General features: G+C 48.0%; 12 protein-coding genes and 1 pseudogene. 6 read left to right on the forward strand and 7 right to left on the reverse strand.

The features are described 5' to 3' along the window. Positions 1-5 precede the first annotated feature (5 nt). On the forward strand, positions 6-836 hold the full coding sequence (locus tag NG796_RS16090; protein ID WP_261207845.1) for a nitrate ABC transporter ATP-binding protein: 831 nt from the start codon (positions 6-8) through the stop codon (positions 834-836). On the opposite strand, the pseudogene NG796_RS26595 reads toward NG796_RS16090, so the two are convergent. From NG796_RS26595 to NG796_RS16105, 4 genes and pseudogenes are all read right to left on the reverse strand, one after another. Continuing rightward, positions 833-1,022: pseudogene (locus NG796_RS26595) on the reverse strand (ATP-binding protein); the annotation flags it as partial. The gene NG796_RS16090 and the pseudogene NG796_RS26595 overlap by 4 nt on opposite strands. 201 nt (positions 1,023-1,223) lie before the next feature. Further along, positions 1,224-2,036 carry an SWIM zinc finger family protein gene (locus NG796_RS16095; protein ID WP_261207846.1) on the reverse strand — a complete coding sequence of 271 codons (813 nt, stop codon included), beginning with the start codon at positions 2,034-2,036 and terminating at the stop codon, positions 1,224-1,226. Positions 2,037-2,192: 156 nt separating this feature from the next. After that, positions 2,193-5,414: a DEAD/DEAH box helicase gene (locus tag NG796_RS16100; protein ID WP_261207847.1), complete on the reverse strand. Its 3,222-nt coding sequence runs from the start codon at positions 5,412-5,414 to the stop codon at positions 2,193-2,195. Positions 5,415-5,611: 197 nt separating this feature from the next. Next, on the reverse strand, positions 5,612-5,749 hold the full coding sequence (locus NG796_RS16105) for a hypothetical protein (protein ID WP_261207849.1): 138 nt from the start codon (positions 5,747-5,749) through the stop codon (positions 5,612-5,614). A gap of 354 nt (positions 5,750-6,103) precedes the next feature. Here NG796_RS16105 and NG796_RS16110 point away from each other — a divergent pair, with 354 nt between their 5' ends. After that, positions 6,104-8,254 carry a polyribonucleotide nucleotidyltransferase gene (locus tag NG796_RS16110; RefSeq protein ID WP_261207850.1) on the forward strand — a complete coding sequence of 717 codons (2,151 nt, stop codon included), beginning with the start codon at positions 6,104-6,106 and terminating at the stop codon, positions 8,252-8,254. A 251-nt stretch (positions 8,255-8,505) separates the two neighbouring features. Here the strand turns inward: NG796_RS16110 and NG796_RS16115 are convergent, their stop codons facing one another. Continuing rightward, on the reverse strand, positions 8,506-8,730 hold the full coding sequence (locus NG796_RS16115) for a DUF4327 family protein (RefSeq protein ID WP_261207851.1): 225 nt from the start codon (positions 8,728-8,730) through the stop codon (positions 8,506-8,508). A gap of 543 nt (positions 8,731-9,273) precedes the next feature. On the opposite strand from NG796_RS16115, the gene tpiA reads away from it, so the two are divergent. Both tpiA and folP read left to right on the forward strand, forming a co-directional pair. Continuing rightward, the gene (gene tpiA / locus NG796_RS16120) at positions 9,274-10,002 is read left to right on the forward strand and encodes a triose-phosphate isomerase (RefSeq protein WP_261207904.1); all 729 of its coding nucleotides are present in this window, start codon (positions 9,274-9,276) and stop codon (positions 10,000-10,002) included. 203 nt (positions 10,003-10,205) lie between these two features. Beyond that, positions 10,206-11,075 (forward strand): dihydropteroate synthase, encoded by an 870-nt coding sequence (folP, locus tag NG796_RS16125; protein ID WP_261207852.1) that lies wholly within the window; start codon positions 10,206-10,208, stop codon positions 11,073-11,075. On the opposite strand, the gene NG796_RS16130 is transcribed toward folP, so the two are convergent. After that, positions 11,072-11,941, reverse strand: coding sequence for an SPFH domain-containing protein (locus NG796_RS16130; RefSeq protein WP_261207853.1), 870 nt, complete (start codon positions 11,939-11,941; stop codon positions 11,072-11,074). The genes folP and NG796_RS16130 overlap by 4 nt on opposite strands. Before the next feature lie 236 nt (positions 11,942-12,177). Continuing rightward, entirely contained in the window at positions 12,178-13,887 is a 1,710-nt protein-coding gene (locus NG796_RS16135; protein ID WP_261207854.1) for an alpha/beta hydrolase, read from the reverse strand. Positions 13,888-14,246: 359 nt separating this feature from the next. Here NG796_RS16135 and NG796_RS16140 point away from each other — a divergent pair, with 359 nt between their 5' ends. Together NG796_RS16140 and NG796_RS16145 are read left to right on the forward strand one after the other, a co-directional pair. Beyond that, positions 14,247-15,056, forward strand: a complete 810-nt coding sequence (locus NG796_RS16140) for an Rpn family recombination-promoting nuclease/putative transposase (protein WP_261207855.1) — start codon at positions 14,247-14,249, stop codon at positions 15,054-15,056. A gap of 117 nt (positions 15,057-15,173) precedes the next feature. Continuing rightward, positions 15,174-15,371, forward strand: coding sequence for a hypothetical protein (locus NG796_RS16145; RefSeq protein WP_261207856.1), 198 nt, complete (start codon positions 15,174-15,176; stop codon positions 15,369-15,371). Position 15,372 lies beyond the last annotated feature (1 nt).

Here is a 15,372-nt window from a genome sequence, read left to right on the forward strand (position 1 = left end):
AACCCATGCAAACCCTAACCACCTCCACCAGCTATCCCCAACCCACTAATGACTCCTACCTCGTCATTGATGGTCTCAGCAAAACCTATGCCACCCCAGAAGGTCCCTATCCCGTTCTCGATAACATCCAACTCACCGTCCGCGAAGGAGAATTTATTTGCCTGATTGGTCACTCCGGCTGTGGCAAATCGACCCTCCTAGATATGGTGTCCGGCTTCCGTCAACCCAGTGAAGGATTAGTCCTCCTCGAAGGACAACGGATTCAAGAACCCGGTCCCGATCGCATGGTGGTCTTCCAAAACTACGCCCTCCTCCCCTGGTTAACCGCCTACGAGAATATCTTCCTGGCCGTCAACTCCGTCTTTCCCAAACTCAAACAACGGGAGAAAGCGGCGATCGTGCGAGAACATCTGGAACTCGTCGGATTGAGTGACGCCGCCGACAAAAAACCCAAAGAACTCTCCGGGGGCATGAAGCAACGAGTCTCCATCGCCCGCGCCCTGGCTGTGCGCCCCAAAGTTCTCATTCTCGACGAACCCTTCGGTGCCCTCGATCCCATCACCCGGGAAGAACTCCAAGAAGAACTCTTACGAATCTGGGCCGATCACAAGGTCACCGTCCTGATGATTACCCATGATATCGACGAAGCCCTCTTCCTGGGCGATCGCCTCGTCATGATGACCAACGGCCCCGCCGCCCGCATTGGCGAAATCCTAGACTTACCCTTCCCCCGGCCCCGCGATCGCGCCCGACTCATAGAACAGTCGGAATACTACGACTTACGCAACGAAGCCCTCGATTTCCTCTATCGTCGTTACGCCCATGACGACACTTAAGCCCTTGAAGAGTCTTTGACCGTCTGATGAATGGGGATTTCAATCAAAAAACTGCTACCCACCCCCGTTTCCGAGGTACAGGTCAAACTCTCCTGATGCTGATCAGTAATAATCTGATAACTAATCGAGATACCTTAACCCCATTCCCTTGCCGATGGGTTTCGTGGTGAAGAAGGGGTTAAAAATCTGATGTTTTACCTTCGGGGGAGTCCCCCCTACCCATCAAGCTAAGGCTGAATCTGTCTATAGCAATCCTAAATAATTTTTAACATTGAAAGATCCCCTCTCTGTGGGTTGCCGTCGGTTGGGGGCCGCCGACGTCTTCCACACCCGCACACTAAAGATTGGGGCTATACGGACAAAGCGCGGGCGGGCTAAAAGTTCTATTCATCCATCCCGACTTAATGCTGATAAAATGGCCTGCTGACTCACGGTTTGATAAATACTATTTAATGACTGCATCACCGCTTGTCCTGTGGCTGCAGGTTTAATAGGAATAGGTCCTAAAACATCTAACACCGTTTCACTACTAGGCGAAGGGGCAATCACCACTAATCCCGATTCTAACTGGTCATCATACTGCCAAAATTTCTCTACTTTTACAGGAGATTTATGCAGTTTTGATTTATGTTCTTTTGCTTTAGAGTCTGCTGGTTCTGCATCCGTATCCGTACCCCGAGTCTGGCGTAAGGCGGCGAGAATTTGGGCTTGGGTGCGTCCCCGTAATTGAAACAAGACAAATGGGTCATCACTAAAGCGATCGCCTAACAAGTAATACACCGCAGCAATATGTTTACAGGGATTGGCTTTATCCGGACAGCTACAACGGGAATTAACTTGATCCAGGGTAAACGGAAACAATCTCACCCCATTGGTGGCAAAGACTTCTTCAATATTTTGTGGCATTTCCCCCGATAGGAGTTTAGCGGAAAAAATAGCCCGTTCTGCCATCGTTTGAATTACATAAGTCCAATCTTCATCAGTTAACGGATCTAACCATAGCGATACTTTATAAGGTTCGGGGTCCGTTCCTTGGACTCGGGCAAATGCCTTTTGTCCTTCAAAGTCAATGTTTAAAACATTGCCCTCTCTGGCATAAATTCGTCCTCGTTCTAACCGCTTTTTAAACCGATAAGAATTAAGCAAGTCTAACCATTGTTGAGTCCACCATTCTTTATCCGGTTGAGTGTAATTAGTCATAAATTTTAGGTGTAGTTGATAAACAAAACCAAATCTAATTGTCAAAGACTTGCTTTATTTCTTAGCCTGCCCAGGCAGGCTACCCTTCGGGAAGCCGCTGGCGCGTCTACGTTCGTATAGCCCCAGGTTTTAGCCTGGGGGTTTTGGTCAGTTTTATTACTCCTCATCATCATCAATGACGGCATTGCGATCGAGGATGAGTAAGTTCCGCAAATTATCGCTATCTAACTCGGCTAACCATTGTTCACCTGCGCCTACAACTTGTTCGGCTAACTCTTTCTTACTTTCGATTAAATCGTGAATTTTTTCCTCTAAAGTGCCGGTACTGATGAATTTATGCACTTGCACATTTTGGGTTTGTCCAATTCTAAATACGCGGTCCGTGGCTTGATTTTCTACGGCGGGATTCCACCAGCGATCGTAGTGAAATACATGATTAGCGCGGGTTAAATTGAGACCCACCCCACCGGCTTTGATGGACAATATCATAATCGGTGGTCCTTGGGGGTCTTGTTGGAAGCGATCGACCATTTCTTCGCGTTGATTTTTGCGAGTTCCGCCATACAAAAATAGAACTTCTCGGCTTAATTTTTGGGAGAGATAGGGTTGCAGGAGTTTTCCCCATTCGGCAAATTGGGTGAAGATTAAGCCCCGATCGCCCTCTGCCAGCATCTCTTCTAACATCTCCTCTAAGCGCAGCAATTTACCCGATCGCAACGGTTGATTCAGGGTTTTTTCTTTTAAAAATTGCGCCGGATGATTACAAATTTGTTTCAATCTAACCAGCAATGCTAAAATTAACCCATGCCGTTGAATTCCTTCTGCTGCATCAATGTCAGCCAGGGTACTATCCACGGTTTCTTGATACAGTTTTGCCTGTTCCGCAGACAGTCCACAAAAAATAGGATTTTCTTGTTTTTCCGGCAAATCCTGAATGATGGTTTTATCACTTTTGAGGCGACGGAGAACAAAAGGACGAACCAGCGATCGCAATGCCTCTAAGGAATCGGTATCCCCATATTTCTCAATCGGTGTGGCAAATCGGCGTTGGAAAAATTGTTTGGCCCCCAAATAACCAGGATTCAAAAAGTCCATAATCGACCACAGTTCTTGCAGTCGGTTTTCCACCGGGGTTCCCGTTAAAGCAATCCGGAAGGGTTGGGTTTCTTCATTAATCAATTCTCGGACCGCTTTCGACTGTTTCGCCTGGGAATTTTTAATATTTTGAGCTTCATCTAAAATAATGCCATCCCAGGGAATACTTCGCAATTCTGGTTGATCACGATAAACCAGGGGATAACTGGTAATGGCTAAGTTTTTGCCTTGCAGGGCTTTAGCAAAGGCTTTCCCTTTGGCCCGTTTATCCCCATGATGAACCAGAACTTTGAGTTTGGGTCCAAATTTTTTAACTTCTCGTTCCCAGTTGCCTAAAACTGAGGTGGGACAAACTAACAAAACGGGATTATTTAATTCTTGCTGGTCTTGTAAATACAGCAAAAATGCAATAGTTTCAATGGATTTACCCAATCCCATATCATCGGCTAAACAAGCGCCTAAACCCCATTTTTGCAAGAACGCCAACCAACTGACGCCGCGTAATTGATAGGGTCGCAGTTCGCCTTTGAAGTTGGCAGAAACTTCTAAATCTTCTAGCGATCGCTTGTTAGTGATATTATTCAGCAATTCCTCCAGATGTCCCCCGGCTTCAAATTTAACCACGGGGAGTTTTTCCATGACCTGAGTATCTCCCGTTGCCAATCGCAAGGCATCTTCTAAGGTCAAAGACATCTGATTTTTACGGGATTTAAAAAAGTCCGTGGCGGCGCGAATATCTTGGTCCCGCAGTTCCACCCATTCTCCATTAATTTCAACTAAAGGAGAATTCAAGGCAATTAAACGGTCAAATTCTTTCTTGGAAATGGTTTGTCCACCAATGGTTAATTCCCATTTAAAATTCAGGAGATTTTGTAACCCTAATCCCCCTTGCGGACGAGTTGGGCTATCGGCGCGAATGGATAATCCTAAGCGAGTGGCCCATCCATCGCGAGGGGAAAGACTTTCAGGTAAAATGACACCTAATCCACTATCTTCAAAGCGCCAAGTGACGGATTTAATAAAGTGATAGGCTTGCAGAGGTGCGATCGCACAGGATTGGGGACATTGCGTATCTAAACTCGCTTCCAAGGGTGGAAAGAGGCGGGAAGCTAATCCCAATCCGCGCAATAACGTTTCCTGGGGGTGTTCAATCGTGCGACCTTGATATACAAACTGTTCCACTGGATTATTCCAGATAGTTTTGGCATCGACTAAACAGTAAGCATCATCGACGGATTGCAAGAAATATTGCAAGGTCCAACGATTATCGCCGTATTCTGGGGGGACGAGTTCAAAGGCGACGCGAAACGGTTGCTGTCCGGCGAGATGGGGCGCGACTGGGGCAGTCCAAGTGGCGATCGCCGATTCAATTTTGGCGATCGCATCCGGTTCCCCGGAAATCATCCCCGCTTCCGAAACCAACCCTTGCAGCCATTCTTTCACCGGGGAGACCAAATTAGGGATCGACTCCGGTCCAGCCGCCTTGCGGATGCGAATATCTAGGGCCTGCGAGAGAAATCCTTGTAACAACTCCTGGGGTTCCGGGGGGAATTGGACCGCCAATGCTTCAGGGTCCCCGAGTTGGTAGGTCCGACAGGCAACGGGCATTTGCTTGGTGAAGCGGTTGAGGCGCTTGCGATCGGTGTCGCTATCGAGGAGGGGTTGCCAATGGGCGATCGCCCCTCCGGTGAGGGGGCGTTGGATTTGCGGGAGAAACTTACATCGCGCCTGGAGGTCCAAACTCCATCGGGCAATGTGGGACCAAAAGCGCAAGTCCGACCCGATAAAATTATCCGCAGGGTCGAGGGTCCCCAAGGGCAATGCCGATAAAAATTCGATCGCCTCTGCGGGATTGAGGCAGAGTCCCTCGACTTGCCACGGGTACAACGCGAAGTCTTCTTCAGAGGGGTGACTTCCGGAATGGAGGGGAATCGGACCCTGAGTGGAACTGAGATCCGTGGGTAGGGCGATCGCCACCGTCTGCCACGGTTCAATTCCTAGGGTTTTGTCGGACTTCTTGGCAGTTTTGCCCTTTGTCGGAGTTGGGTTCGCCCAGTCTGGTAATTTCCAAGACAAGCGATTTTGTGCGTTTAAGCTATGGATAAACTCGATTAATTCGGCGGAATTCATGGCTAAAGGATGGGCGATCGTCTGGTCAACAATTGCCATTTCCTCCGGTATGAATCGCCGCCAAGTTTCTCCCCAAATTAATAAAGATTCACCAATTTGTTTGCTTTCGGTTGAATCCCCTGACTGAATCCAACTCCCATGTAAAATTGCCATGCCTGTAAAAATCCTATGATTTACGAGTATTTATTAAATGAAGCTGTTTAAAACAAGAGCATTAAATTTTAAATTAAAACCTATAAAAATTGATAACCATTGAACCAGAATCATGGGATGGAACGGGTTGTAATGTACCGGCTCAATTCCAATGCCTGGGAATGAGACTGGACTCAATTTAACATTTTTCGGGCAACTCAGACATCGGATTCAGAGCGATCGCCCCACGGAACCGAAATGGGGCAGGAATGGGGGTCAGTCTGGAGAAATCCTGCGAACCGCTTAACGGGGGAACCCCAGGAGGCGATCGCCCGAGTTCCCACTCCCGGGGACATCCCAATCCCCTGACTGCTAGGGGTGATCCGGTGAAGATTTTACCGGATTGCGGGGATTATTCTCGGGGTTTTAAAGCTGCGATCGTGGGCTAAAATGGATCAAAAGGCTTGGTGAAGGGGACGAGTACCCAAAGAAAGCATCCGTGCTGGGGCGGCGGACCCCAAGTAGGAGAGATGCACTCAAGCCAAAACCGCTCCGCTCATACCGGGCGACATCATCAGGGAAAGTGGCGAAGAGATTGCTGTTGGCGGATCAATCCGAACCCCTGATTGTGTCTGACGCGATCGCACTTTAGAAGTGTTACGATTGCCACAGAAAAGAAAAGAGAGCGAATTAGAAGGAAAAAGGACTGCATGAAAGAAATTGAAAAGTCAATATCCTTTGATGGACGGGATATTCGACTCACTATTGGGTTGTTTGCACCCCAGGCAGGGGGTGCAGTATTGATTCAGTCTGGAGATACGGCTGTATTCGTGACGGCGACCCGTTCTCAGGGCAGAGAAGGGATTGATTTTCTCCCGTTGTTGGTCGATTATGAAGAACGCCTCTATGCAGGTGGAAAAATTCCCGGGGGCTTCTTGCGCCGCGAAGGAAGACCACCGGAAAAGGTCACCCTGACCTGTCGCTTAATTGACCGTCCCTTACGGCCTTTAATTCCGCAATGGATTCGGGATGATATTCAAATTGTGGCAACAACCTGGTCAATGGACCCCCAAGTACCCCCGGATGTATTGGCGGTGACGGGTGCTTCGGTGGCGGTGCAGTTAGCCGGAATTCCCTTCTATGGTCCAATGGCAGCCGTGCGCGTCGGTTTAGTGGGAGATGATTTTATCATTAATCCCACTTATAAAGAAATTACCTCGGGAGATTTGGATCTGGTGGTTGCCGGAAGTCCCGATGGGGTGATCATGGTGGAAGCCGGTGCAAATCAGCTTCCGGAACAGGATATCATCGAAGCCATTGATTTCGGCTATGAAGCAACCTGCGACTTGATTCAAGCGCAGCGGGAAATCATGGAAGAGTTAGGAATTGAGGCCGTAATTGAGCCACCGCAAGAGGTTGATCAAACCCTGGAAACGTTCATTCAGGAACGGACGACCGATGATATTAAAGGGATTTTGTCTCAGTATTTAGACAAAAACCTCCGGGATACGCGCTTAGATGAGATTAAAGAGGCTATCCAAGCGCAAATTGCCGAAATGCCCGAGGAAGAACCCGTCAAGGTGGCGGCAACTGCGGATGGCAAAGCATTGGGGAAAGTCTTTAAAGAAGTCACCAAAAAACTGATGCGGCGGCAGATTGTCGAAGATGGCGTCCGCGTCGATGGTCGGAAACTGGACGAAGTACGGCCTGTCTCTTGTCGCGTAGGACTGTTACCTCGCCGGGTTCATGGTAGCGCGTTATTTAACCGGGGATTAACTCAGGTGTTATCCTTGGTCACCTTGGGAACCCCAGGAGATGCCCAGGATTTAGCCGATGACCTGCATCCGGAAGATGAAAAGCGGTATCTGCACCATTACAACTTCCCGCCGTTTTCCGTGGGAGAAACCCGACCGATGCGATCGCCTGGACGTCGGGAAATTGGTCATGGCGCTTTAGCAGAACGCGCCTTATTGCCGGTGTTACCGGATTATGACAAATTCCCTTATGTGATTCGCGTCGTCTCTGAGGTGCTCTCCTCCAATGGTTCTACCTCAATGGGTTCCGTGTGCGGTTCGACCCTGGGTCTGATGGATGCCGGTGTTCCTATCAAGAAACCCGTTTCCGGTGCAGCAATGGGTCTGATCAAAGAAGGGGATGAAATACGGATTTTGACCGATATCCAAGGGATTGAAGATTTCCTCGGGGATATGGATTTCAAGGTAGCGGGAACCGACACGGGGATCACTGCTTTGCAAATGGATATGAAAATCTCCGGGTTGTCGATGGAGACGATCGCTCAGGCGATTCAGCAAGCGAAACCGGCGCGATTACATATCCTTGAAAAAATGCTCGGGACGATTGATACGGCTCGTTCCGACTTGTCCCCCTACGCGCCACGCCTGTTGACGATCAAGATTGATCCCGAATTCATTGGCATGGTGATTGGTCCCGGCGGTAAGATGATCAAGAGTATTACCGAAGAAACTGGGGCGAAGATTGATATCCAGGATGATGGAACCGTCACCGTTTCGGCGATCGAAAGTGAAAAGGCACAGCGTGCGGTAACGATTATCCAAAACATGACCCGCAAGTTATCGGCGGGAGATGTGTATCTGGGGACCGTCACACGGATTATTCCCATTGGTGCGTTTGTGGAATTCCTCCCAGGTAAGGAAGGTATGGTCCATATTTCTCAGATTGCTGATTATCGAGTTGGCAAGGTTGAGGATGAACTCGCCGTGGGTGATCAAGTCGTGATTAAAGTGCGCGATATTGATAACAAAGGCCGAATCAATCTCACTCGTTTGAACATTCATCCCGATGAGGCACAAGCTGCTCGTGAAGCAGCAGGACTCGCCTAGAACAGTCTAGCTTTATCCCTCCAACTTGATCTGGAGGGGTTGCTCATGGCCTGCCGATAGGGATGGATCATCAGTTATAAGTGAGAATGGGTGATAGAAAGCTTCTGATTTCAGAAGCTTTTTGCATTTTCAGCAGGCGATCGCTTTTTCTGATGGCAGAACAGAAACCCCACCCAGGATGTACCCAGGCGGTGGGGTTCATGCTAACCCACAAAATAAACCACAACGGTGAGGGTGGACCTAATCTAACGTTACTCGTCGTACCAATCTTCTCGACCTAACAAGTCACAAATGCGATCGCGGAGCAAAAAGTCATTGTGTTCTAACTCTAGCTCGATGTTTCCCCATTCGCGCGGGGGAATGTACTTGCAAAGGGTATAAATCGGTTGCTGACGGCTGAGAATGCCTTTTTTGACCAATTGACGCGCTTCTTGCTTGATAAAGCCTATGGTATATGAGATCGTAGCTTGAACCATATTGAAAACCGCTATCCCCTTCAGGGCGGTAGGAGAGTCACTTAATTTTATATTTAAAAGGGCAGTTTCGGCTACAATTGATGCCCATATCGTTCGGGAACCATAACAATTTCTATAGCCTTTTATCAATTTTAATCAGGACTTAAGATCCCTCGCTTCCTCTAAAAGTTGGGTTTAGGTTGGCTCATACTCATTCTTTTTTGAACCCAAGAGAACGACTGAAGTCGTTACTACAAACGGGGGATAACCGGGGAGGACAACTCCATGAGTTTTCCGACTTCAGAGAGATGACTTCAGCGGTTCATCGAGGTTTTTGTAGTGACCACTTCACCGATCGGTTCATTAAAATTAATATCAATCATTAAAGATTAGCAACGGAAAATACGAGACCCAGAGTCGGGAATCATCCCGGAGGCCCCAAACAGCCTACGGCCCCACCTAGATTTTTTGCGCCTTTTTAGCAAGATTGGCGTGAAACGATCCCAATTCGCCTTACACTCATATTCAGTATTTTGTCGAATTCTGTATCTGACTGAGTTAACCGTGCGAAAAATCATTCTGGCCGGTAATTGGAAAATGTACAAAACCCAGGCAGAAGCCCTGGAGTTTTTAGAGGGGTTCAAACCCACCGTAGAGGACGCCCCGGAGAATCGGGAAGTGGTTCTGTGCGTGCCATTCACTGCGTTGAGCGCCCTGTCCAAGAATTTGCACGGGAGTCGCATTCGCCTCGGTGCTCAAAATATTCACTGGGAAGAAGCGGGTGCCTATACGGGAGAAATTTCGGGTCCAATGCTGACGGAAATCGGCGTGCGGTATGTCATTATCGGGCATAGCGAGCGTCGGCAATATTTTGGGGAAACCGATGAAACGGTGAACCTGCGCCTGAAAGCAGCCCAGAAATGGGGACTGATTCCCATCCTCTGTGTGGGGGAAACGAAGGAACAACGCGCCGCTAACGAGACGGAATCTCACATCTTAGGTCAATTGGAAAAAGACCTGGTAGATATCGACCAAACCCAGTTGGTGATTGCCTACGAACCGATTTGGGCGATCGGGACCGGGGAAACCTGTGAATCTGACGAGGCAAACCGAGTAATCGGGTTGATTCGCTCGAAATTGGACAATAAAAATGTCACGATTCAGTATGGCGGCTCGGTCAAACCGGATAATATCGATGAATTGATGGCAATGCCGGAAATTGATGGAGTATTGGTCGGTGGAGCCAGTCTCACCCCGGATAGCTGGGGCAAAATTGTCAATTATCACGCTTAGGGTCAAGGAATAACGGTTCAGAAATGAACCGCAGTCCATTCTCAGCGTGAAGCAGGAGGGGCGCTCTGCGGTGCGCCCTGGACTGTCTAGGAAAGGAATTATTAAGGGACCCCCACCCTTCAGGGTGCGGGTTTTTATAGACTTTCAAAACCGGATTCCCTAGCACTCGCTAATTCCTAACTCTCAACAGTCATTAATCCAGGATGAATCCTCAACCCTTGCCGCTGACAATTCGCGATCGCCCGTTTATCTGGGGTCAGCGCACCTATTTGATGGCGGTCCTCAATGTTACCCCCGATAGTTTTAGTGATGGGGGCGAATTTAATGCCCTGGAGACTGCTGTTACTCATGCCAAGGCGTTAGTTAGCGCCGGTGCGGATATTTTAGACATTGGGGGCCAGTCCACGCGCCCGGGGGCCTTAGAAGTGTCCCTGACAGAAGAACTCACGCGGGTGGTTCCGGTGGTGCGATCGCTCCGAAAAGACCCCACTTTCGCCACCTGTCCCCTTTCCATCGATACCTCGCGATCGGCTGTGGCAAAAGCTGCCATAGAAGCAGGTGCAGATATTGTCAACGATGTCACCGGCGGCACCGGAGACCCCGAAATGTTCTCCGTAGTCGCAAAATTAGGCGTTCCCTTCGTCCTAATGCATAGTCGAGGCACTCCTGAAACTATGCAAAAACTCACGGATTATCAGGACTTAATCGGGGACATAACCGAATTTTTCACCGTTCAAATTCAGAAGGCAACGGCTGCCGGGATTCAACCCCATCAGATTATTCTCGATCCGGGGATTGGGTTTGCGAAAACTTTTGAGCAAAATCTGGACCTAATCAGAAACCTGTCCCAGTTTCAAACATTAGGCTGTCCCCTCTTAGTCGGTCCTTCTCGTAAAAGTTTTATCGGACATTTACTCAACCAACCGGACCCGAAACAACGAGTTTGGGGAACTGCTGCCGCTTGTTGTGCGGCGATCGCCACTGGCAGTACCGATATCCTCCGCATCCATGATGTGGCAGAAATGCACGACGTTTGTCGGGTGGCTGATGCCATTTATCGACCCCAAACCTAAGTCGGATTCGAGCCATTTCCCGGCGGATTGGGGGGAGGATTTCCTCCTGGGGGGGTAGGATTATTCGGATTAGTCAGGTGTTGCCCGATTTCCGGCGTATAAATTAGCTCGGATAGGGTATCATTTAACGCCTTCGGGTCCATGAAAATTACTTTAGAATTAGGACTTTTACTCAGTTCTTGATTCGCATCCACATAGCGTTTAGCCAACAAATATCTCATTACTTCTGTGGTGGTCATCTGAGGTTGCAGCAAGTCTAAAATCAGTTGCACAGATTCAGCCGTTGCCTCAGCATCAACAATCGTTGCCCGTTTGCGAATCTCCGAAGCGCGTTGCATTTCCATTGATTCTAAAACGGTTTTCGGCGGGTCAAGGTCTTGGACTTCCACCCGCAACACTTTAATTCCCCAACTAAAAGTAGCTTCATCTAAACTTTTCAACACCCGCTTATTAATCTCCTCAGTAGAATAGAAGGTTTGCTCCAATTCCATGTGACCAATGGTAGAACGCAGGGTGGTTAAAACCAGGTTTTTAATCGCTAAATTGATGTTGTTAATTTCATAATAAGCCTTTTGCAAATCCATGATTTTCCAATAGACCACCGCATCTAGTTTAATGGCGACGTTATCTTTAGTGATGGCATTTTGCGGCGGGACATCTAAAACCTGTTCCCGAGTCGTATCTTCTACCACGATACTTTCGACATAAGGAAACACAAAATTAGGACCGGGACTCAGTTTGCGATTAAATCGTCCCAGACGTTCTACTAACGCTTCGTTTCCTTCATTAATGACTTTAATGGCGCTAACGGTATAACCGAGAATGCCAAAAATTAAGGGAACGATGAAGGCAAAAAATGTATTCATAATGCATGATAGCTGCAAAAAATAATCTCGAAAAATGCTGAAATTTTATGCCCCGCTTAGAGAAATAGGACGAGAGTTTAATTTCTGAGGCAACCCCAACCCTTTTAGTTCAGGAATAGCGGCAAAAAATCTCTAAGAAAGGTATTGACTCTAGTTTAATCGGTTTGTGAAGGTTAAGCATCCGTACAGGGGCGATCGCATCCTAAATTCCGGAGGCGATCACCCTTGTCAATGCCTCAATCCAACCGCCCGAGGGCCGCTTCACTGGTTGCCAACCACCGCGCCAAGCGCGTGGGGAGGGTTTCATTCAGGCGCAAGGCTGTTTCTTCAGTTCCCAAAGATTGCGCATAGGCAGCGCTTAAAAATGGGGCGTAGGTGCGCGCTTCCGGTGTCTGCTGCTTGACAAATGCCAAGGTAACCCCGCGCAGTAATTGCCGCAGATTCTCTGTCTGTTCCCGAGTGGGGTCATCGGGTAAGGCGGTTTGACGTTCTAACAGACTGGGATAATCGGGGTCAGTCACGCTGAAATGAGTCCCCCCGATCGCCGTGAGGAGATATTTTGGATCTTCGAGTTGGGTAAAGGGTCGCAATTGATGAGTCACTGCCGGGGCCCAAGCATCATCACTGGCAGCGACTAACAAGATAGGAATTTCAATTTCACTCAGTCCTTTTTCCCCGAATAAACTACCAATATTCGGATTAAGGGCGACTGCCTGTTTAATCCGCCGATCGCGCAAACTGATCCGATTTCCCGATAATTCTGTGGCGGAACATTGCAATAAATCCGCAGGCGATCGGCCTAATTTACGGCCCTCACTACAAAACTCTCGCAATTCGTCTAAATTTAACTCGCCCCCCGCTACAGCTAATGCCGCATAACCGCCTAAAGAATGTCCGATGACTACTGTTTCTGCGGTGTTCAATTTCCCGGCAAGCGAACCGGGTTGACGGTTCATTTCGGCGAGTTCATCCAGGACAAAACTGATATCTTTGGGAAGTTCTAAAAAGACGGAAGCGGGTATCAGATTCGTGGGGTCTAAGGTAACCGGGAGATTTTCAACCGATGCCTCATTAATATCAGGATGTTCAATAGCAACGACGGTGATGCCGTGGGAAGCGAGATGTTCAGATAAATAGTTCAATAAGAAGCGATCGGACCCTAATCCGTGGGAGAGAACCGCGAGAGGTCCTTGGGGATTTGGACTGAAATAGAGTTCAGCCGTAATATCACGATTACGCTGGCGATCGCGAAAGGTTAAAGTTTGCTGAGAAACCTGTTGCGAACCGGGTAAAGCCGGGTCAAAACTGGCGAAAAAGGGTTCAGTTTCTAGTTCCAGGTCACTTTCTAAGCGCGATCGCAAAATTTGCCCTTCTAAATAGGGCAAATTTAGACGAGATGCGACTCCAATCGCCGAAGTTGCATCAAAGACAATATTATCTCCGGGTAAGGCTTTTAAAATACCTAATAAACTCAAACCATTGCCTTGGGTAGCAACGAGTTTAATAGCATCTTTAATTTGCTCAATCGTACTATCAGGAACCAGTAAGAAAATAGCGCGAACAAATCGGTTTCCTTGGGGAGATTTGATGAGACGATCCAGGGCGCGATCGCCAATATCCGGGTCAATCTCCACCCGTTGCGCTAACACCTCTTGCAATCCAGCCGGTAAAAAGGGACCTAGGGGAGCAAGATTGCCGGGAAGTTCGCCAGTTCTAGCATACTGTTCTAAATCAGAAATGGCGATCGAGCCTTGCCAGGGACCGAGACGAAAGGTCAAACTTTCAGCCGCAAGACTCGCCACATTTGCACCCGAGGCGACTGCCAGCATTGCAGCAATCAGCGGTGCGATCGCCCGGTGATGCCACCGTCTAAACCGACGATTAAAGCCAAAATTTCCCGAGAATTTTCCTGATGAATCCCAACCGATTATTTGAGTTTGTTTCACAACTTTTACCCTCTCCATTACGTGCGATCGACAATTGGATTGAACCCCCCCAATCCACAGGTGTTCCCGACTCCATAACCCCAGTCTAACGTACAACACCCGTCCCCCAAAAGGGTCACCCAGTTGTGGCAGGCAATTCCTAACTTTTCAATAGACTTATTCTAAAACTCTAAAAAGCCCCCCTTATTAAGGGGGGTTGGGGGGATCAACCCGTTATTATGCAAAAGCTAAAATCCCGATTAAACCAACAAATAAAAACTGCTATTTGTTGTTGTTTTCAAGAACTAATTGCGGTAAAATAATAATAAATCAAAACAACTAATACGAGATATGCACAACTCACCTTTATCTCAGCGCCCATGAGAACCGACACAATTTTTTATACCATATTCCAAAAATATCCCACCATCTTCTTTGAATTACTCCACCGTCCCATTCAAGAAGCCAGTGCCTATCAGTTCACCTCCATCGAAATCAAACAATTGGCTTTTCGGATTGATGGAGTCTTCATGCCCACCGAGGAGGAACCCAACCGACCCTTTTACCTCACCGAAGTACAATTTCAACCCGATGATGACCTTTACTATCGGATTTTTGCCGAACTCTTTATCTACCTGCGCCAATACAAACCGGCAAATCCCTGGCAAGTCGTCATCATTTACCCCTATCGTCACATCGAACCCAAAGACCAGTTACAATTTCAGGAACTGCTCAACTGCGATCGGGTCACCCGCATCTACTTGGATGAACTGGAACCGGAAGAGGAAAGCACATTAGGTCTGGGAGTTGTTACACTAATCATAGAACCGGAAACGGCTGCGGTAGAAACAGCCAAACGCCTAATCGCCCAAGCCGCCACTGAACTCACCAATCCCAACCGCAAACGGGACCTCATCGAACTCATTGAAACCATCATCATTTACAAGTTAACCACCAAAAGTCGAGAGGAGATAGCCGCCATGTTAGAACTAGGAAGTTGGAAAGACAATCGCTTCTATCAAGAAAGCCTTGCCGAAGGTATAGGGAAAGGTAAAATCCTGGGAAAACTAGAGACAGTTAAACCCTTCTTGCGAAAGGGCTTAACTTTAGAAGCTATTGCTGAATCTTTAGAGTTGCCATTAGATTTAGTGCGGGAAGCTGCCGAAGATAGCAATAGTCAGGAAGATTAATCCCACTCAATGCTGGAAGAAATCCGTAGGTTGACATAAACCAATCGACCCCCTCTAATCCAGGACATCATTGAGGGGGTTTTATCCCAGATTTTAGGTTGAGAGGAGATAGACGCCATGTTTGAACTAGGAAGTTGGAAAGACAATCGCTCCTATCAAGAATGTCTTGCCGAAGGTAAAATTATGGGAAAACTAGAGACAGTGAAACCCTTCTTGCGGCGGGGGTTAACTTTAGAAGCTATTGCTGAATCGTTAGAGTTGCCATTAGATTTAGTTCGGGAAGCTGCCGAAGATAGCAATAGTCAGGAGGATTAAC

This window comes from Laspinema sp. D2d (genome assembly GCF_025370755.1).
In the GTDB taxonomy this organism is placed as follows: Bacteria; Cyanobacteriota; Cyanobacteriia; order Cyanobacteriales; family Laspinemataceae; genus Laspinema.